Below are 19839 nucleotides of genomic sequence, written 5' to 3'. Positions count from 1 at the left end.
CGAGGAGACACGGTGAGCGAGATCGTGGGCGAGACCGGGCGGGATTCCGCCGGTGCCCGGCGTGATGTGATCCGGGCACGGCTGGCGGCGCTGGGCATGGCGGGTGGCGCGGGCACCCGGCCGTTCCCGAAACTCACCGGCCCCGGACCACACCCGCTGTCCTCAGGACAACGGCGGATGTGGTTCGCGCAGCAGCACATGCCTGACGGCGCCGGCTACAACATCTGCGCGGGATTCAGGATCGAGGGCGAGCTGGACGCCGCCCGGCTGCGCGACTCCTTCCAGGCCGTCGCGGCCGAGCAGGAGGTGCTGCGCACCGTTTACCACGCGGACGCGGAAGGCCTGCCGGTGCAGACCGTCCTGCCGTCGACCGAGGTCACGCTCACCGCGGTGGCCTTGTCCCGTGGCGCAGAGGACCTCGCTGCCGCAGTGGACGATCTTGTGCGCCGGCACGGCGGAGAAGCGTTCGACCTGACCACCGAGTGCCCGTTGCGCCTGCTGCTCGTGCGGATCGGGCCAGGTGACCACGTCCTGGTTCTCATAGCGCACCACATCGCCCTGGACGACTTGAGCTGGGAGCCGTTGCTGAGCGCTGCGGCACGCCATTACGCCGGTGACTCGACGAGCAGGCCGCCCGCGACCCGATTCGTCGAATTCGCCTCGTGGGAGCGGGAACGCGAGCAGACCGGCGACTTCGCCGACTCGCTCAGGCACTGGCGACGCGCGCTTCGACCGTGGCCCGGCCCGGCTTTGCTGCCGACCGACGGAGTGCGCGGCGACCCTTCGGCCACTGGTGTCCGACGTCGCATCGCGCTACCCGCCGATGTGGGCACGGCGGTCACCGCATTGGCCGAGAACACCGGCACCACGACGTTCATGGTCGTTCTAGCCGCGTTGCGAGCACTGCTGCACCGGTACGCGCCCGACCGCGACCCCGCCGTGGGCACCATCGTCGTCCCGAAGTCCCAGCGGGAATTGGAAGGCCTGGTCGGCAACTTCGGGAACACGGTTCTCGTCCACACTGAAATCGATGGTGACCCGACGTTCCTGGACGTGCTCCAGCGCGTGCGCCAGTCGTGCCTGGATGCCTTCGACCACCAGGAAGTCCCGTTCGACGCGGTGGTCGAGGAACTGCGGCCCGCGCGCCCCACCGACGGCACCGGCCTGTTCAGCGTGATGTTCACGCAGCGCGGTGACATCTTGCGCGGCGTCGAGTTCCCCGGACTGAACTGGAGCGAGTTCACCGTCTTCAACGGCACCGCCCGCTTCGACCTGGCGATCGAACTGCTGACCCGGCCGTCCGGGCCTGTTGTCACCGCGACCGGGTCCGGGCGGCTGTTCCACGAGCACTCGCTCGACCGGCTGCTGGGGCATCTGACCACGCTGCTGACCGCGGCGGTCGCCGCACCCGAGCGGGTCGTGTCAGAGCTTCCGGTGCTCACCGACGCCGAGCGAAGCACGGTCGTCGAGCAATGGAACGCCACCGATCACAGCGGCTACCTTCCAGCCAAGACGCTCACCGCGCTGCTGGCTGAGCAGACCGAGCGCACACCCGAGGCGATAGCGCTGGTGTGGGACGGCGGGCGACTGTCCTACGGCGAGTTGGACGTGCGAGCCAACCAGCTCGCTCACGAACTCGTCGCGCAGGGCGCGAAGCCGGGCGGGCTCGTGGGTGTTCTGCTGCCCCGCTCGCCCGAGTCGATCGTGGCGATGATCGCCACGCTGAAGGCAGGCTGCGGCTTCATCGCGCTTGATGCCGACTGGCCGCCGTTGCGGATCAGCGAGATCGTCAGCGACGCCGATTTGGCCGTCGTCATCACCACCGCCGACCGTTCACATGCCCTGTACGGCACGTGCCGCCCGCCTGTCGTCGTGGACATCGCGATCCCGGTCAACGACCGGCCTGTCACTGCACCTGATGTGACGATTGCGCTCGACGACACCGCCTACGTCGTCTACACCTCCGGCTCGACCGGCACTCCCAAGGGCGTGATGATCACCCACGGCGCGATAGTCAACCGCCTGCCGTGGCAGATCGACCTGCTCGGGCTCACCGACCAGGACGGGGTGTTGCACAAGGCCCCGATGAGTTTCGACATCTCCATCAACGAGATCTTCCTGCCGCTGGCCGCCGGTGCGCGTCTCGTGCTCGCTCCACCAGGAGCGGAAGGTGACGTGACAGCGCTGCTGGACACGATCGCCCGCCACGGCGTCACCTTTATCTACCTGGTGTCGTCACTGCTCGACCTGATGGTGGACCGCGAGGATGCCTCAGCGGCGTTCACGGCGCTGCGTCACGTGTGGTGTGGCGGCGAGGTGCTCACCGTCGAGCTGTACCGCCGGTTCCGGCAGCGCTGTGCGGCCCGCATGTACCACGGTTACGGCCCGGCGGAGACCACCATCGGCGTCACTTGCCGAGTGCTCGACGGCGCCGAAGACGTGCGTCACATGACCATCGGCCGCCCCAATCCCAACAACCGCGTGTACGTGCTGGACGCTCAGGGATCACCGGTCCCGATCGGTGTCGTGGGTGAGCTGCACATCGGTGGGGTCCAGGTCGCGAAGGGCTACCTGAACGACCCGGAGCGCACCGCGGAGAAGTTCGTGCCGGACCCGTTCCGGCCCGGCGGCACGCTGTACCGGTCGGGCGACCTCGCCCGCTACCGCTCCGACGGGCAGATCGTGTTCGTCGGACGCGCGGACAACCAGGTCAAGATCGGCGGTCGCCGAGTCGAACTGGAGGAGATCGAGGCGAAGCTGGCCGGCCACCCGGTGGTGCGGCAGGCGGTCGTGCTGTTCCGCGGCGGCACCTTGGTCGCCCATGTGGCCGTGGGCGACGCGGTCGTCGGCGGTGTTGAGATCGCCGAGTGGCTGGGTCGCCGGTTGCCGGGGCACATGGTGCCGTCCGTGGTGCAGCCTCGGCCGGCGCTACCGGTGAAGGCATCGGGCAAGGTCGACCGCGAGGCTCTCGCCGAGGTCGAACTCGCCGGTCCTGATCGGACAGTCACGGCCTTCACCGCACCCGCTGACGGCGCGCAACGAGCCGTGGCGGCGATCTGGGCGCGGTTGCTGGAGACCGAGCAGGTCGGCGTGGACGACAACTTCTTCGACCTGGGCGGTCATTCCATGCTGGTGCTGCGGCTCCAGGCGGAGATCCGGCGAGAGCTGGGTAAGGACGTGCCGGTGGTGCAGCTGTTCGAACGACCGACCGTCCGGCTGGTCGCGGACCTCATCGGCGGTGGCGCGGACGTGGACGACGAAGAACGCAAAGAACTGGCGAAGGTGCGTGACCGCGCGGTGCGCCAACGCCGCGGCCGGTCACAGCCCGTGGCAGCGGGGGAGGGTCGATGACGGGCGAAGAGGCCGTCGAGGCGGTCGCCGTGATCGCGATGGAAGGCCGGTTCCCCACCGCGCCCTCCGTCGCCGAGTTCTGGACGATGCTCGTGGAAGGCCGCGACGCCATCCGTCCGGTCACAGCCGAGGACTACTTGCGTGCCGGGGGCGCGCCGGAAGGCCTCACCGACCCCTACCTGGTGCGGGTCGAGTCAGTCCTCGACGACATCGACCTGTTCGACGCCGAGTTCTTCCGGATCCAACCTGCCGAGGCCGAACTGCTCGACCCGCAGCAGCGGATCTTCCTTGAGTGCGCTCACCACGCGCTGGAGCAGGCCGGCTACCGGCCGGGCGGGTACGACGGATCCGTCGGCGTGTACGCCGGGGCTTCGCAGAGCGCCTACTACCTCGATCACATCCACCCGCTGGTCGCCCGTCGCTACGGCTCGGTCGACGCGTATGTCGCCTCGGTGGCGAACGCGAGCAGCGCGTTGGTCAGCCGGGTCTCCTACCTGATGGACCTGACCGGGCCCAGTGTCGCGGTCCAGACGGCGTGCTCCACCTCGCTGGTCGCCGTTCACGCGGCGTGCCAGGACCTCTTGGAGTACCGCTGTGACATGGCCCTGGCCGGCGGCGCGTCGATCAACCCCGGTGCCCGGCTGGGGTACCGCCACGTTCCAGACGGCCCGTTCTCGCCCGACGGCCACTGCCGGCCGTACTCCGCCGACGCGGCGGGGATGTCGCCCGGTGACGGAGTGGGGGTCGTTCTGCTCAAGCGGCTGTCCGAGGCACTACGGGACGGCGATCGCATCCGGGCGGTGGTGCACGGCTCGGCGGTGAACAACGACGGTGCTCGCAAAGTCGGGTTCACCGCGCCAAGCGTGAAGGGGCAGCGTGACGTCATCGTCACCGCCCAGACACTGGCCGGCGTCGTTCCTCGCGACATCGGCTACGTCGAGGGCCACGGGACCGCTACGCCTGTCGGCGATCCGATCGAGGTCAGCGCACTGACCAAGGCGTTCGCCGGTGGCACGTCCGAAACCGGCTACTGCGCGTTGGGATCCGTGAAGTCCAACATCGGCCACCTCGACGCGGCCGCGGGCGTTGCCGGGTTCATCAAGGCCGTCCTGGCACTGGAAAACGAGCTGATCCCCAAAACGCTCCACTTCACCAGGCCTAACGAGCTGATCGACTTCGAGCGATCGCCGTTCTTCGTCGCCGGAGAGGCGGTGGCGTGGCCACGAACAGACGTTCCTCGTTACGCCGGCGTCAGCTCGTTCGGCGTCGGCGGCACCAACGCTCACGTCGTCCTCGGGGAAGCACCGCGTCCACGCGCTTCGTCTCCTGCTGAGGAACCGTCAATCGTCGTGCTGTCCGCGACGACCAACCGCGCCCTGGACGAGCTGCGCCGCAGAGTCGCCGACCACATGACCTCCGACCCGCAGCTTGATCTGGCGAGCGCGGCGGCGACCCTCCAGGAAGGGCGCCGAGTCTTCTCCGTGCGCCACGCCGTGGTTGCGAACAGCACGGCCCAACTGGCGGAAGCACTGTCGACCGGAGCCGGACACCACGCCACCGCCACCAATGCGGAGCTGGTGTTCCTCTACCCCGGAGCGGGTTCCCAGTACCGGAGCATGGGCCAGCGCCTCTACGAGACCCAGCCGGTGTTCCGCGCGGAGATGGACCGGTGCGCCAAGATCATCGATCACGAGTTCGGTGAGGACCTGCTCGGCGCGCTGTACCCTCCCGGCGGCGAGCGCGACCGGGGCAACGTCGACCTGCCCACGTGCGGCTACCCGGCGATCGTCGCCACCGAGTGGGCGTTGACCAGGCTGCTCGCGTCGTGGGGCATCACCCCTGACGTGCTCATGGGTCACAGCCTGGGTGAGTACACCGCCGCGTGCGTCGCCGGAGTCTTGCGGCTCGAAGACGTTCTGCCACTAGTGCGCGAACGGGAGCGGCTGATCCGCAAGGCAGGTGGAACGACTCTGAGCGTGCGCCTGTCCGCTGCGGACGCCGAACCGTTCCTGACCGACGGCATCTCCTTGTCCGGCATCAACGGTCCTGGCCTGTGCACGATGTCCGGGTCCAGGGAGGCTGTGCTCGAGCTGGAAAGGGCGCTCGCGCGTGAGGGCGTCGACCATCACCGGCTGCGAGTACCCGGCGCCGTGCACTCGGTGGCCCTGGATCCCGTGCTGGACGAGTTCCGAAGCGTTCTGGACCGGTACACCTTCGCACCGCCGCAACTGGCGATCGTCTCCAACCTCACCGGCGACTGGCTGGCTGCCGCGCAGGTCGTTGATCCGGAGTACTGGGTCGCTCACACCCGCCGGACGGTGCGGTTCGCCGATGGACTGCATGCTGTCGCCGCACGCGGCCCAGTCGTCCTGCTGGAAGCCGGCCCCAGCGGTGGCCTCACCAAACTCGTCGAGCACACGCTCGGCGCGGATGTCCCCGCAGTGCAGGCGATCCGCCACGCTTATGCCGAACAAGACGACGACACCGTGCTTCGCAACGCTGTGGCGCGGCTCTGGGTGCACGGAACCTCCGTGGACTGGCGAGCCGCTCGCGGCGGCAAGCCGTTCGACCGGGTTCCGCTGCCCGGCTACCCGTTCCAGCGGCGGCGCTTCTGGGTTCCCCGTGCGAACCACGGCACGGCCGAAGCCGGGCCCTTGACGACGCCGGTGTGGACGGGAACCGGAATCCCCGCCCAGCATGCCGAATCGGCTCGGCTCGCAGACACGATCGCGATCTTCCTGGGCCGCAAGGGAAAACCTGATCTCGTGCCGGAGGCGGTGCGCTCCGCCGCCAACGACCTCTTGCTGGTCGGCGTGGGCGAAGATGACCGCGACGGAATCCACCGCGTCGAGCCGCAGGACGCGGGAAAACTCGGTCCGTGGCTGGCTGAGCGTGTACCAGAAGGCCCGCTCACCGTGCTGGACTTGAGTCCGATGGCGAGCACACCGGGCGACGAGCTGTCCGCCGTCCGGGATACGGCGGCTCTGCTCGACGGGATAGCGGAGTCTTTTCCAGATCGCCCCGTGCGGGTCGTCATCGCGACGTCCGGCGTGACGAAACCGCAGAGTGCTGCAGGACTCTGGGCTCGTGCCTGGCAGGGTCTGGCGGAACGTCCGGATCGCATCGGACTGTCCGTCGTCGATCTCGACCTCTCGGACGAGACGGCGTTGGTCTTCGAACTCGCCGCGCGAAGGCCCGAGCGCGTGGTCGCCTGGCGCGACGACTGCCGTTGGATTCGCACCGCCACCGCTGTCGATGCCTCACCGGCGGACCTGCCTGGGAACTGGCGGTTCATACCCAGTGATCGGCCCCTCGAGCAAGAGGTGGTGGAGGCGCTTGCCACCGCTCTCGGACCCGAGCGCTGCACGCTGGTGCCGATAGGCGTCGAGGAGCTCGAAGCACCGGCCGACGACGACACCGGTCTGCTGGTGATCGCAGGAAACCTTGAGCACGTCGCACGTCTGGTTGACCAGCGACGCCCCAACGGCACCGTGCTCGTGGTCGACGTTCCAGGCCGACGCTCCGACGAGCAGGCAGCCGCTGCGACCGTGGCGCAGGCAGCCGTCGAAGCAGCGGCGAGCTCAGGCCTGCCCTGGCGGTTCGTCCGCTGGGAGGAGACCGTTGCGGCACCCCCGCTTGGCGACGTCCTCGCCGGCGCACTCGGCCACTCCGTCGTTGCGGTGCGAGCGTCCAGGCCTGTCCGATCCGCAGAGGAAGGCGAGGATCTTCCCACTGAGAGCGGACGAACCAGACCACCGCTCAGCACCCCCTTCGTAGCACCGCGCACCGATTTCGAACGGCGCGTCGCGGCCATCTGGCGAGACACGTTGGGTGTCGACGGCATCGGCGTAGATGACAACTTCTTCGAGCTCGGCGGCGAGTCGCTGCTGCTCATGGGAATCGTGTCCGCACTGCGCGACCAATTCGTCGTGACCCTGTCCATCCGCCAGCTCTACGTCCACGACCGGCTCACCGTGGCGGGCATCGCCGCGATCCTGGAGGAGAAGACCAAGTGACCCAGGCTCCCCACTCCGACGCTGTGCCAGCCTGGCTGCGCGTGCGCGAGCTGATGACCACCGGCCTGCTCGCCCAGGCCGTGACCGTGCTGTGCGACCTGGGAATCCCCGAGGTGCTGTCCGCCCCGCGCAGCGTCGCGGACATCGCCAAGGAGGTCGACGCTGACCCCGAGGCGCTCGTACCGTTCCTGCGTGCCGCCTGTGCGGCCGGGGTCGTCGAGGAATCCCAGCCCAAGGTGTTCGCGCTGACCGATCTCGGCGCGGTCCTGCGCGAGGACCACCCGGAAAGCGTCCGACTGCTTTGCTCGTTGACCGGGCGCGAGGAGTTCCACCGCACCTGGGCGCACTCCATCCACAGCGCGCGGACCGGGGAGCCCTCGTTCGCCGTGCCGCACGGCGTGCCCTTCTTCGACTACATGAAGAGCAACCCGGACTTCGCATCGTTGTTCGACCGGGCCATGACCTCCTCGGCCGCGGTCGACAACCTGCTGAGCGGGTATTCCTTCGCCGAGGCCCGGCACGTGGTGGACGTCGGCGGTGGCCGGGGGAAGATGCTCTCCGCGGTTCTGGCCGGCAACCCGCACCTGCGGGGCATCCTGGTGGAACTACCGCACGTGGCCGAGGCCGCCGGAGCGGTGCTCGCCGACGCGGGCGTCGCGGAGCGGGCGACCGTCGTGCCGGGGAGCTTCTTCGAACCGCTGCCCTCCGGAGCTGACCACTACCTCCTGTCCCGCGTGGTCGGGAACTGGAACGACGAGGACGCCGTGCGCATCCTGCTCCGCGTCCGCGAAGCCATTCCGGACGATGGCCGGCTGGTGATCGTTGGCAACGTGCCGAGCCCAGCGGACCGCACCAATTACCCGCGCCAGCTCGATCTGTACATGTTCGCCCTGCTGAGCGCTCGGCTGAGGGATTACAACGAATACGAAGTGCTGCTGGGCGAAGCCGGGTTCAAGGCAGCGGGAATGGCGAACTTCCCCGACAGTGAATCGGTCATCACCGCCGTGCCGGTCTGATCGCAGACTGTGGATCGGGCGGACCCGCTCATCGCGCACGGGCCGGACATTCGCGGCTCGATCCGAGCCGCCCGATCCACATCACCGATTCACGGTGACTGACCAATGGCGGCCGTGAATTTGACGGTGCCGAGTTCCCGACGCCCAGTCACCTGACTAGGACGACTGCTCGCATCGTTTCCCCGCGCAGGTTGTCGAACGGACGCCCGAATGCCCCACGCGCGGAGATGGGTGCGAGCGAAGGCCCGGAGGTGACCGGGTCGGACCACTTCCATAACACGGCCTCGACATCCGCAGTCGTGCCGTTCCCGCGTGCCACCTGTTCCACTGCGGTGGGCAAGTCGCCCAAGCGCGACGCCGTCCATTCGTGAGACAGGACCTGCGCTCGGTCCTGGTGCCTGGTGAACAGGTGCACGCCGACCTTGTCCCCGTTGTCCAGCAACAGCAGGTACCACTCACTGTCCACAACGGACCGGGGCAGGCCGAACAACGCCATCGCGACAGGCCTGGAAGCTCCGCTGAAGACGTGCATCCGCCACGCGGCGGCGGTCTCCGTCATGAGATCACGTATGCCCGGACTTGCGGCTGCGGCTCGTGACGCCGCACCTGGTGCCCGAACGCCCCACGCGCGGTCGGCGGGCATGTCAATCCGGTGCGGACCTCGTACTCCGCGAACCCGTCGAGCATGTCAAACACCTGCTGGGGGTCGTCCCAGCAGGCACGGACGATCCGTTCGGGCAGGTCGCCCAACCGATCACCTTTCCAGTCCCGCACCGAGCCGTCTGCGTCCTCCGGCTGCTCGCGCACGAACACCCGGATGTCCGCTCCCGCGTCGCTCTCCAGCAGCAGGGCGTAGTACGGCTTCGCCACCACAGCCTTGGGCAGTTCGTAGAGCAGCTTGGCGACATCCCTGGGGGCGCCGAAGAACCCTTGATAGGTCAACATGTGGTGAACCTCCTGAGGTTGCAACTCAAGCGGCGGCTGCCGCGTCACGAGGTGCACGTGAGAACAAGGCCAGGGCTGCGGCGACGAGGGCAGCCGCCCCGGCGAGCACCACGCCGGCCGCCGGACCCACCCGTTCGATGACCGCACCGGCCGATGCGCTACCGAGCGCGAAGCCGATCCAGTTCGCTGTCACCAGAACCGCAAAAGCCTGAGACTGGCCGGCAGGAGGGGTGTACTGCCCGATCAGCATCGCTTCGATGCCGTCCGCCGGGCCGGTGGCCGCTCCGATCAGCAACATCAGCACGATGCTGATCGCGAAGACCGGTGCGAGCGCCAGCGTGAGGATCAGCGCGCCGTACAGGGCCAGGAACGTTGCGAGCTGCACGGGCAGAGAGCCGGGCACCGCCATTCCGCCGTAGAGAAAACTGGCCACGACGCCGCCCACGGCCAGGGCTGCGACGAACACGCCTTCACTCGTACCCAGCACCTGTGCGTGGGCGACCACCGACACCTGAACACCGCCGATGGCGACCGCCCCAAGGGCGATCACTCCGAGAACCCGGATCTGGGCGGCGTTCCACCCTGCGGTGCGGCTGCTGCCGGTGGCCGGGCGCTGCACGATCTCCAGATCGAGTCGGCGCGCGGCGGTCGAGCCGCGCAAAATCAACGCACCTGCGCCCGACGCAACAGCTGCGACCCCGATCGCCCACAGCGGGTGGACCACGAGAACGATGACGGCCACGACCAGCGGTCCGATGATGAAGACGGCCTCGGTGATGAACCCGGACAACGCGAACAACGTGCGCTGCGCCGCCTCATCGGGCACTGCGGCCATCACCCGTCGTGCCACGGTCGACGTCGGCGGTGTGCATGCGCCCGTCAGTCCTGCAGCGATGAGGAGCACCGCGGTGTCGGAGGTCGACGTGCCTGCTACCACGAACACCGCGACCATCGTGGCCTGTGCCCCGACAGCCCACAGCAACGGACCGCGGGGCCCTTTGCGGTCTACCAGGCGACCCCAGAACGGCGCAGCGAAGGCCAACGCTGCCGCGTAAGCGCCCGCAACGAGCCCGGCTGCGGCGAAGCTGCCCGTGATGCGCTGAGCCGCCAGCAACAGGCTCAGATTCATCATCCCGGACAGCAGGTACGCCGTGAACGCGGCGGCAATCACGCGGGGCATACCCGGGATTACCAGTGCGGTTCGATATCGGTTGAGCATGGAGCGCATTCCGCCTCCGCTGGTCGGTGCGAACCGTGATTCGCACGCTAATAGTCGACCTGATGCACAGTCAATGCGCGACCGAGGTGGAATTGAATCCCTCGTGGATGGCGCATCTGGATGACCGGTGAACTACCTACAGGGATTTTCTCCAATCGACAAATGTGAAATGGCGTCCCTAGCATCGGTTGTGGCTCGTGAATTCGGGTCTTGGGAAATTCCACAAGGAGGAATCCGCCTTGACCACTCAGACCAAGCCTGCGCCGCTCACCACCGCGGTCGCGGCCTGCGCCCCGGCGGCGTGGGACTGTCAGATGCACACCTACCTGGGTTCGCCCGCGAACGTGGCAGCGAACCTCGCGGCCGTGCCGGCCGACATCGTCGAGCGGCGCGTGTACATGCTCATGGTGCAGGGCACCGACCGCGCGGAGGCCCACCTCTACGAGCGCTTCGCGTTCGAGGACAACGAGGGCACCGTGGCCACCTGGTCCGACCACAAGCTGGGCGACATGGTGACCCGGCTGACCGAGGTGCTGATCGGCAACGGCGGCGCGCACTGCCCCGGTGAGCAGGTCAAGGCCAACCTGGAGGAACAGCACGACTTCCAGGTCGGCGCACCGGCACCGGCACCGAAGACCGCAGCGGAGGCGTTTGGCCCGATCCTCGCTTCGTTCTCCAGTGACAAGTTCGTGCAGGCAACGGTGATGGCGCTCTGCTGAGCCCGCTAGTGACTGGCCGGTCCTGGACCCACCCGAGCGGTGGGCCCGGGACCGGTCCGCCTTCCTGCGCGTCCTCATCCACCTGGCTGCGCTTGGCCGCCTTCCCGTAACCATTTGGCGACTACGGCGGCCCGGCTGTGCAGGTCGTAGCGCTGGTAGAGACGCTGGAGGTGGGAGTCCACCGTCCGCGGCGAAACGCCCAGCCGCTCTGCGATGTCTCTGTCCTGCAGCCCATCGGCGATCAGTTCCACGATCTCCACCTGACGCGGACTCATTTCCATTCCATTCCCCTTGGACCGAACGTCCGTGATCTCGATGGTTTCGACGTTGCGCAGCTGAGGAAGCGAGAGGTGCACGGCCTTGAAATCGATCAGACCGCATGGCGAGTGGGAGTCGCCGATCGGAGCAGCCGAAGTTGCGCGCTCCCGCCTGCGTCTTGCGCACCCCACGCTCCGAAGCGGGGTCGTGTGGTGGCAGGAGAACCGTCCAGAAGACGGTGGACGCACCGCCGTGATGCGCAGGACACCCGACGGGGTGTGTGCATCTGTGCTGCCGGCCGGATTCGAGGCGCGGACACGAGTGCATGAGTACGGTGGCCTCTCCTACTTTCCGCTTGCTGGTGACAAGCCTGGCGAGTGGAGCGTGGCGTTCGCTGACCACGCGACTCAGCGGCTTCACCTCGTCCGCAGTGCGGCCGCCGATGTGGCGGTGCCGCTGACTCCGTCGCCCCCGGTTCCGGCTGGGCTCCGCTACGCGGATTTCGTGCTCAGCCCCGACGCGACGGAGTTGTGGTGTGTGCGGGAAAGCCACCTTCCGCAGGGGCCACCGCGTCGGGCGCTTGTGGCCGTGCCGCTGGACGGTTCTGCCGCGGAGGCGCCCGAGGCAGTGCGAGAACTGATGTGTGGCAGCGACTTCCTCGCTTACCCCACCCCGTCGCCCGACGGAACGCACCTCGCGTGGATCGGCTGGGATCGGCCCGACATGCCTTGGGACCGCAGCGCGTTGTACGTGGCCCGCCTCGACGGCGGCGGAGCGTCGATCCTGCTCGGAGGACCCCGGGAATCGGTGCTCGCCCCGGTGTGGCGAGACGACGGGTCGCTCTACGTGGTGTCCGACCGTTCGGGCTGGTGGAACTTGTGCCTGGTCGACCTGGCTGGTCGCGTGGAGCACGTGTACGAGATCGAAGAGGAGTTCGCGGAACCGCTCTGGGGCCTCGGCGGCCGACCGTTCACACAACTGTCCGACGGCAGACTCGCGGTTCTGCACGGCAGAGGACAGCTCGGTCTGGGCGTGCTCGACGCGAAGGCGAATGAGCTGGTGGACGTGCCCACGACCTGGACGTCGTTCGGTCCTGCACTTTCTGCCGAAGGTGGAACGGTGTGCGCCATTGCGCACGCACCTGACAAGCCTGGAGGCGTCGTTGTGGTCGACCTCGGCTCCGGTGATCACGACCTGATCCGAGTCGAGTCCGATCACGTGCCACCGGTGTCGTACCTGCCAGTGCCTGAGGCCGTGGAGTTCATCGACGCGGACGGGCAACCAGTGCACGCGTTCCGGTATCCGCCCACAAACCCCGAGTTCCGAGGGCCGGATGGGGAGGCGCCGCCCTACGTGGTGTGGGCACACGGCGGGCCCACCGGTCACGGTACGAGCGACCTTGATCTCACCAAAGCGTTCTTCACCAGTCGCGGCATCGGTGTGCTGGACGTCAACTACGGAGGATCGAGCGGTTACGGTCGCACGTACCGGAACCGGCTGCTCGGGAACTGGGGGGTCACCGATGCCGACGACGTCGTGGCCGCTGCCCGGGCACTTGCCGATCTCGGGCTGGCCGACGGGGAGAGGCTGGCCGTGCGAGGCGGCTCTGCAGGTGGATGGACCGCGCTGGTCGCCGTCACGAGTGCGATCCCGCGCGTGGGCGCGGTGTTCCGTGCGGCAACCGCGTACTTCGGAGTCACGGACGTGGTCACGCTCGCCGAGCACACCCACGACTTCGAGGCTGGATACTTCGATGCGCTGATCGGACCGCTGGAGAGCAGCGCCGAGGTCTATCGTGCTCGGTCGCCCCGCGGCAGCATCTCCGCCGAGACCTGTCCTGTGCTGCTCTTGCAAGGACTGCGTGACCCGGTCGTCCCGCCGGCTCAGGCAGTGGCCTTGCTCGGCGAGTTGGCCGACAGCGGTGTCGACCACGTCTATCTCGCGTTCGCGGGTGAATCGCACGGTTTCCGCCGAGCGGACACAATTCGAGCGTGCCTGGAGGCTGAACTGGGCTTCTACGGACGAGCGCTCGGTTTCACCCCGGTGGTGCACGGTGCGTCACCGCCGGAGGGATGAAAAGGCCGGTCGTCGATCCCGCTGTGAATCCCGCGACCCCATAGATGATGTTCGTGCTTGTTCGCATGTCGCCCCCCGGCCGACGGCGGACTTGTGTCCGTTACTGGCCAGAATACCATACCTCCCTAGCGTATCTGTTGCGCAAGAGTCTATGTGCATCAACAGCTCCTGTAGTTCGCAAGTTCATGAAGTACACCAGATGGATATGGAGCCTTCGTATAGTCGAATTACAAGGGACGCGTAATACGTGGTCTTACCAGCGGTTTCGCAGAGGAGTTGCGTGCCTGCTGTCTGAAGTGGATGGACTGTCCCTGGCGTGCATACCCGGCGTTGCGTGCACTGCGTAGTCGGCAAGGCTGGTGGTAGCTCTCACGGCCGATTGCTCAACTTCTACCGAACCTAGTAGATCGGGACACCTAGACTGCGACTGTGTGAACATCGTGGTGCAGAGTCGGCGATGCCAGCGCCCATCTTGTTCGACTGTGGGGGTGCGGAAACACGACGAAGGCTCGCGAACCAGCTGCACGAGTGGTCGGAGGTAGCGACAGCCGCATCGGGTTGTGGCGCTCAGTCCACCGATTGCTGACCTATCCTGGAGCGAACTCCGGCTTTGTGCGGTGGGTGACGCTACGCCAGAAGTTCGGCGGCGGTGGGGACCTCGCGAAGCTGTCGGCAACAGTCCAATAAGGAATGTGGACTTCCAGCGTGACGAGGTAGATGACGCCGCGCAAGTACGGCGAGTTCGTGGAGTGGCGGGCGTACACGATGACCTCGCATCGGTGGCGACATCTAAGCAGAGGGCTAGGACGGTGATCGAAGCGTCCGGCACCTGGGGATCGCCTAACTGGAGTGGCCTAACCCGCTGGGCGGTGACGGCGTGCCTGGGGTGGGGGAGAAGGCGGCGGCCGCTCGGATCAGCTACCGCGTGCCGGACCTCGCGCCGAACGGGCGCGGTACGCGAGCAAGCGAATCGCGGTCGCTGGAAGTGGCCACTCGGCTCTCACCTCGTTGGTGGCTCTGGGAGAACTGGCTGAGCAGGAACCGGGCACGAAGGTCGTGACTGTTGCGGCGTGGCGCGGTCGGCAACGCCTTCGAGGGTGGCCCAGCGGACCAGCTATCGGCGGGGCGCGCTCGGGTTGCCGGCGAACACGACGGTCGAGTCTGCCTGCCAGCGCGCGACGTCATAGTCGACGTCCACGGTCACGGTGCGCTCGGTGCCGTGCTCGCTGCTGGAGATCGTGACCGGCGCGCCGAGCATCGCCGAAATGCCGAATGCGTCGATGGCGCAAATCGCAAGGCACCTGATCCGCCCTTCCACGTGAGCCGGTGACGCGTCGGGAGAGGCGAGAACGGGTAGGCGGCGCGGATCTCGCCCTGCTCGCCGAGGGCGACGACATTCCGCGCGGTCAACTCAGACAGCGTGGTGCCGGGGTCGGTACCGCGGTCGCGAGCTGCTTGCTCCGATCGGATCGGGCCGGTGCTCGCCCAGTTCGTGTGTATACCTCCTGCACCAGCTGGTGCAGGACTCGTGCCCGCCGGGGAGAGTTCCATGGTTGCCCAGGCCTTGTGCAGCTCCACGTTCGGCGCATCAGAATTCGCATCGGTCGTCTTCACCTTCCGAGGGTGAACCCTCACCCCCGCTACAGGGTCAGTAGCTCGCCGAAACCAAGCCCATATCACCACCGTCGTTGCTTGCACTGAGAGTGACGGGTGCGCCGGCGGTGGTGCAGATCAGCGCGGCCACCTCGTCTGGCTCGGTGTGCCACAGACGGGTGGTTCCGCTGCGGCCTCCCGCCGCCGGGCGCGGCCGTCCGCTGTGATTGCCACGGTTGGCAGGCCGTCGCCGGCGTCGAGAATCCCGATCGCAGCGGGCTCGCTGGGTGCGGTGAGGTCCCACAGTCGGATCGTGCCGTCGACGCTGTCACGCCCAGTTCATCCCTAGTCGGGCGGAACGCGAGTTCGTAGACTTCGTCGACCGGTCCGCGTAGCGGGCGATCCAGCACGACCGGTGCGGCGGATCCGGTCAGGTCGACCAGGCGACCCGTCCCGCCCTACACGGTTGCAGCCCTCTTCGTCACAAGAAGACCCATACCGCCGGCGTACGTGACCAGCGACGCCGAGGTTGTCGCGCTTCCCGACCTGGTCTCGCGGCTCTGTTCCTGAACAACCCCCAGGCGTGCCAAGCCTGATCATGCTTGCGGTGCGGTGGCACAGGCGATGAGGCGCGGCCCCTGCATGATCGGCGTGAGACGCGTCGAGTACCAATGACCACCGTGTTGAGCGGGTCACGGACCGGAGAGGACGAAGCGCTTCGACGACCTGCCGCCCGTGAATTTCGCGGCTGCACAACCGGACACCAGGTTGCGTGCGCTGCTCGGCGACATCCGCTGACATCGGGTGCCCGAGTTCTCCCTCGTGAACGGCTGTGACGGTATCTGTGTGGCTAGGTGGTCTGGTCGTCGACCCACATATCTCCGATCAGGGGGACCGCGTTGACTGGCCGTACAAAGACGACCATGTGCCGGGCACGCGTGATGGCGACGCGGAGCAAGCGCCGGTTTGCGTGTATCCGTTTGCTGTCCCATGTGGTGTCCAGCAGGCGTGCGCCGTACTGGCCTTCGGCGATGATGACCCCGTCGAACTCCTTGCCTTTCGACTTGTGCATGCTCATCAAGCTCACCGGTGCGATGTCCTGCTGGGATGCTTCCAATGTTTCGTTGGCTAGTACCCGCTGCACCGTTGCGGCCGCGTCGATATACGTGCGGCGGCCGTCCCAGGCGTCCAGTAGCGCCCACGCCAGCGCGTCGGTGGCTTTGAACAGACGCAGTTGCCTTGCTTTGGTGAACAGTTCTTGGAGTTCTGCGGATCCTTGCAGGCGTGCTCGCGCGGTCTGCCAGTCGGGAACAGGGGCGCCGTCGAAGTCGACTCCGGCGTCGAACGCGGAGACGATGCTCGTCGCCGCCTTGGCGCGGATGGTGCCGCCGGCCTCGAAGGCGGTGATGGCCCGCTCGATCGTCCGGATTGTGGTGCGGGCGCCTTCGACGCCGCCGGCAAGTTTGACCCGGTAAAAGTCGGTGACCGCGCGCAGAGTGCGCGTGATCGCGCTTGCTCGGTCGAGTCCGGGCCATTCCATGATCGTGGCGACCACATAGCCAGCCGCGGCGGCGAGTTCGGGGTCCCAGTTGAGCTCGTGCTCGACTGCGGGCACGGTGCCCTCGGGTGTCCCGGTGTCGGTGGAGATCGTTTCGGAGATCTTGCCGACCAGAAAGTTCGCCGGCGCAAGCACGGCGATCGTGGGCGTGCGGCCGAGCGTGCGTTCCAGGTAGGTACGCAGGGCGACAAGGAGTTGATGGACTCGGGTCTCACATGTGTACGGCCACCAGTACTCGTAGGACTTGACGTTGTCAGGTCTCGGCTGTGCCTGATCGTTGCGCAGCACGGCGTTGGCGTAGTCGAGCAGTCCTGCGCCGGGGCTGCGATGATTGTCCTTGGACAGGTCGAAGCGGCGCGGTTTCAGGTACTCGATGGCGTGCTGGACACGAGTTTCGTCCACGCCGGGGATGTGGTCGAAGATCCTCTGGTCCGGATCGGCCAGGCAGATGATGCGCGAGCTCGTACTCAGTGCCTGCACGGCGCGCCACTGGTCTGTGTTGGTGTCCTGGAACTCGTCGACGATGATCAGCGGGTAGGTGTCGCTGTAGAGCACCCGCACGGCGGCAGATCGTTCCAGCAGGCTCGCCGCGGTCCCGGCGAGCCGGTCGAACACGTACCGGCCCTCCTCGAGTGCGAGCCGATGTGTTTCCTGTTCCCAGTCGCCCGCGAAGTCGGCTTTGAGTAGCCCTTCCCGGTCGGGGGTAATGAACGACGACGGGGTGCCGGTGAGCAGGCGTCCGTGGCTGCGCACGAGATCGAGGAAGAACGCGTGGAAGGTCCTGATCTCCAGCTTGTCGCGGGCTGAGCTGCCGAGCAAGCCGCGCATGCGGTCGGAGATCTGTCGGACCGCGGCCCGGGAAAAGCTCAGGAACAGCACGCGTTGCTCAGGCGCCAGCGTCAGGACGGTCTCGCGAGCTGTGAGCAGGGCGATCGTGGTCTTGCCGCAGCCTGGCCCGCCCTCGATGAGCAGATGCCCGTGGGCGGCCAGGATCTCCTTGCGGGTGTCGTCAAGGTGCATCGGGCTGGGCACCTGGGTCTGCTGGCGGCGGGTCGTCGCGCAGGTCAGTGTCGATGCGTTGCAGGAACCCGGCCATCGACGCTGGAAGCTCCGCGACACCCGAGCACTGGGCGAGCAGCAGCGGGACGTAGCCCTCAGTGCCTTTGCGGCCCTTGAGGGCGGTGAACACGTACTTACGGACGTCGTCGTCAGTCGCTGCAGGGTCGAGCGCCCCCCAAGCTGGGTCGAAGTCCGCGCGCGCCGGGATCTGCGCGGCGAAGCGCCGCAGAACCTCGACGGGGACCTCTTGTACGAGCAGCTTCTCCACACCGGCGTGCGGGATGACCTCATAGAGGGTGAAATCCGTAGCCTTGGCTGTCGCGTCGGCGCTCAGCGGCGAGGTCGGTGTGTCGTGGATGCCGTAGACCGGTTTGCCCATCGCGGCGAACACCGGCGCGAACAGAGGCACCGCGGCGTCGCCGCCGGCGTCGAAGAGCGAAACCCCCGCGAGGTCGATGTGCTGGTAGTCGAGGGTGGCGTCCTGGTCGAGCACGTCGGCGATAAGCGGGAACGCCGCTGCTTCGGTGGCGCCCTCCACAACCAGAACGGCGCGGGCGAGCACCGCTTCGGCGAACTGGCGTCGGTTGTCCCCGTACTTCTTGCGTTTGAAGTCCGCGGGAAGGACCACGTTGGTGCTGGTGAGCGCTCCGTCGGTGTTTCTGGAGAGCACGACGAGCTGCTCGGGCGTGAACTTCTCGATCACATACGGCGAGTGGGAGGTGACGATCGCCTGGCCCATGCGTTTGAGCACGAAGTCGACAAGACGCCGTTGCGCGTGGGGCGGCAGCGCGATCTCGGGTTCCTCCATGGCGAAGATGACGGTGTCGTCGCCCTTGAGTTCCGCGATGTAGGTCAGCAGCGCGAAGACGAGCAGGTTCAGCGAGCCAGTGCTCAAGCGGGTGAACGGGACGCCGTGCGCGCCGGGCTGTGTCGCCACGAAAAGCCGCAAGACCTCGCGGAGGTGTTCACGGGTCAGCTCCGACACCTGCAGGTCTACGGCGTCGGGATCGTCGGTGAGAGTGAGGAACCGGCCTACCCGGCGGCGTACCTCGGTGCGGATCTTGGCGAAACCGGAGTCGTCGTCGGCGATGGTGACCGCTCCGACGTCGCGCAGCGCCTTTTCCCACAGCGAGCCTTCGGTGCGCGACTCGAGGCGGACGATCGTGTCGATCAGGGAGCCACGCTGGAAGCTCAGAGCCCGGCTACCGGTGCGGTTGGCCCGCAAGTACAAAAACCCGCACAGCCACTTGTCTTCCCGCGTGAATGGCTTGAGGCCGCCGCCGAGCTGTGCCGGTTCGTCGGTGAGATCGTCGGTGACGACTTGCGGGTGAGCGAAGAAGGTGCCGCCGACGAAGTCGTCCTCCGCTGGATCGAAGCGGCCCAGAAACACCACCGGCAGGCACCACTCGATGCCTTCCTCATCGGCGACTTCGAGGGCACCAGGGGTGGTGTCGACGAAGTCAGCGGTCGTGGTCGACCAACGTCGGACACGCCCGTTGAAACGCCTGCGCGCTTCAGGTGATAGTTCCGTGAGGACGACCTCGACACGCACTTCGGGAAGGACCGCGTCGACTTCCTGGTACCGCGCGGCGTAGAAGTCGTACTCGTCGATCACCGGCCGCCGGAACAGGCGCTCTGGTCCGAGCACCAGGTCGAGCGCCTCACAGATCGTGGACTTTCCGACGCTGTTACGTCCGACCAACAGCGAGTGCCCCTCAAGCATGACCGTGCCGTGCTGGACGCCACGGAAGTTGTGCAGACTGACTCGTCGGACCTTCACGTGGCTCATGCCTCCCGGATGTGCGGTAATACCCGATCGGCGCCGGGTCCGCGTCGCGAACCACGACCGCGATCTGCATCCGAGGATGCTACGACGAGCGGGTTGCTCGAGGCGATCAACCACGCGGAAGCACACTTCGAAGCTGAGATCGAACGCCCCACCATCAAACCCGACTCGCCCTTCGTACGCCAGGAGCCGCTGACAACAGTTCTGAAATCAGGGCTTCCAACGTTGGAGCATGCCTCGCCA

The 19839-nt window shown here is 67.2% G+C and carries 12 protein-coding genes; 5 read left to right on the top strand and 7 right to left on the bottom strand.

The window, feature by feature from the left end:
- The first annotated feature begins 12 nt into the window (after positions 1–12).
- Genes DFR72_RS05045 through DFR72_RS05035 form a run of 3 tightly spaced genes read left to right on the top strand, consistent with a single transcriptional unit; the run spans position 13 to position 8383 of the window.
- Positions 13–3351, top strand: coding sequence for a non-ribosomal peptide synthetase (locus DFR72_RS05045; protein WP_170176125.1), 3339 nt, complete (start codon positions 13–15; stop codon positions 3349–3351).
- Positions 3348–7367: a type I polyketide synthase gene (locus tag DFR72_RS05040; protein WP_090063810.1), complete on the top strand. Its 4020-nt coding sequence runs from the start codon at positions 3348–3350 to the stop codon at positions 7365–7367. The genes DFR72_RS05045 and DFR72_RS05040 overlap by 4 nt, the downstream gene beginning before the upstream one ends.
- Entirely contained in the window at positions 7364–8383 is a 1020-nt protein-coding gene (locus DFR72_RS05035) for a methyltransferase (protein WP_090063811.1), read from the top strand. Before DFR72_RS05040 ends, DFR72_RS05035 begins: the two co-directional genes overlap by 4 nt.
- Positions 8384–8531: 148 nt before the next feature.
- Here the strand turns inward: DFR72_RS05035 and DFR72_RS05030 are convergent, their stop codons facing one another.
- The 3 genes from DFR72_RS05030 to DFR72_RS05020 are packed head-to-tail and all read right to left on the bottom strand — an operon-like array spanning position 8532 to position 10556.
- Complete coding sequence (locus DFR72_RS05030; protein WP_090063812.1) at positions 8532–8942, bottom strand: hypothetical protein; 411 nt, start codon at positions 8940–8942, stop codon at positions 8532–8534.
- A complete protein-coding gene (locus DFR72_RS05025; RefSeq protein WP_143086639.1) occupies positions 8939–9328 on the bottom strand; it encodes a hypothetical protein in 390 nt (129 codons plus the stop codon). Before DFR72_RS05025 ends, DFR72_RS05030 begins: the two co-directional genes overlap by 4 nt.
- Before the next feature lie 25 nt (positions 9329–9353).
- A complete protein-coding gene (locus DFR72_RS05020) occupies positions 9354–10556 on the bottom strand; it encodes an MFS transporter (RefSeq protein WP_090063814.1) in 1203 nt (400 codons plus the stop codon).
- Between the two features lie 230 nt (positions 10557–10786).
- On the opposite strand from DFR72_RS05020, the gene DFR72_RS05015 reads away from it, so the two are divergent.
- Positions 10787–11266 carry a hypothetical protein gene (locus tag DFR72_RS05015; RefSeq protein WP_090063815.1) on the top strand — a complete coding sequence of 160 codons (480 nt, stop codon included), beginning with the start codon at positions 10787–10789 and terminating at the stop codon, positions 11264–11266.
- A 74-nt stretch (positions 11267–11340) separates the two neighbouring features.
- Here DFR72_RS05015 and DFR72_RS05010 read toward each other — a convergent pair whose 3' ends face one another.
- Positions 11341–11622 carry a response regulator transcription factor gene (locus DFR72_RS05010; RefSeq protein ID WP_211335308.1) on the bottom strand — a complete coding sequence of 94 codons (282 nt, stop codon included), beginning with the start codon at positions 11620–11622 and terminating at the stop codon, positions 11341–11343.
- A gap of 625 nt (positions 11623–12247) precedes the next feature.
- Here DFR72_RS05010 and DFR72_RS05005 point away from each other — a divergent pair.
- Complete coding sequence (locus DFR72_RS05005; RefSeq protein WP_211335307.1) at positions 12248–13600, top strand: S9 family peptidase; 1353 nt, start codon at positions 12248–12250, stop codon at positions 13598–13600.
- Between the two features lie 1114 nt (positions 13601–14714).
- On the opposite strand, the gene merB is transcribed toward DFR72_RS05005, so the two are convergent.
- The 3 genes from merB to DFR72_RS04985 form a co-directional block, all read right to left on the bottom strand.
- Positions 14715–14918, bottom strand: a complete 204-nt coding sequence (gene merB / locus DFR72_RS04995; RefSeq protein ID WP_143086640.1) for an organomercurial lyase — start codon at positions 14916–14918, stop codon at positions 14715–14717.
- A gap of 1125 nt (positions 14919–16043) precedes the next feature.
- A complete protein-coding gene (locus DFR72_RS04990) occupies positions 16044–17771 on the bottom strand; it encodes a UvrD-helicase domain-containing protein (RefSeq protein ID WP_090064502.1) in 1728 nt (575 codons plus the stop codon).
- Positions 17761–19599, bottom strand: a complete 1839-nt coding sequence (locus DFR72_RS04985; protein ID WP_211335306.1) for an ATP-dependent nuclease — start codon at positions 19597–19599, stop codon at positions 17761–17763. Before DFR72_RS04985 ends, DFR72_RS04990 begins: the two co-directional genes overlap by 11 nt.
- Positions 19600–19839 lie beyond the last annotated feature (240 nt).

It is taken from the genome of Lentzea flaviverrucosa (assembly GCF_003350445.1).
GTDB classification, from domain to species: Bacteria; Actinomycetota; Actinomycetes; order Mycobacteriales; family Pseudonocardiaceae; genus Lentzea; species Lentzea californiensis.
The sequence above is the reverse complement of the archived record's forward strand: the minus strand, read 5'-3'. Positions and strand labels throughout refer to the sequence as shown.

Excerpts from the sequence above, each read along its gene's own strand:
- DFR72_RS05040 (WP_090063810.1), top strand. The coding sequence starts at position 3,348 with ATGACGGGCGAAGAGGCCGTCGAGGCGGTCGCCGTGATCGCGATGGAA.
- DFR72_RS05025 (WP_143086639.1), bottom strand. The coding sequence starts at position 9,328 with ATGTTGACCTATCAAGGGTTCTTCGGCGCCCCCAGGGATGTCGCCAAG.
- DFR72_RS05020 (WP_090063814.1), bottom strand. The coding sequence starts at position 10,556 with ATGCGCTCCATGCTCAACCGATATCGAACCGCACTGGTAATCCCGGGT.
- DFR72_RS04985 (WP_211335306.1), bottom strand. The coding sequence starts at position 19,599 with ATGAGCCACGTGAAGGTCCGACGAGTCAGTCTGCACAACTTCCGTGGC.
- DFR72_RS05005 (WP_211335307.1), top strand. The coding sequence starts at position 12,248 with ATGCCTTGGGACCGCAGCGCGTTGTACGTGGCCCGCCTCGACGGCGGC.
- DFR72_RS05030 (WP_090063812.1), bottom strand. The coding sequence starts at position 8,942 with ATGACGGAGACCGCCGCCGCGTGGCGGATGCACGTCTTCAGCGGAGCT.
- DFR72_RS04990 (WP_090064502.1), bottom strand. The coding sequence starts at position 17,771 with ATGCACCTTGACGACACCCGCAAGGAGATCCTGGCCGCCCACGGGCAT.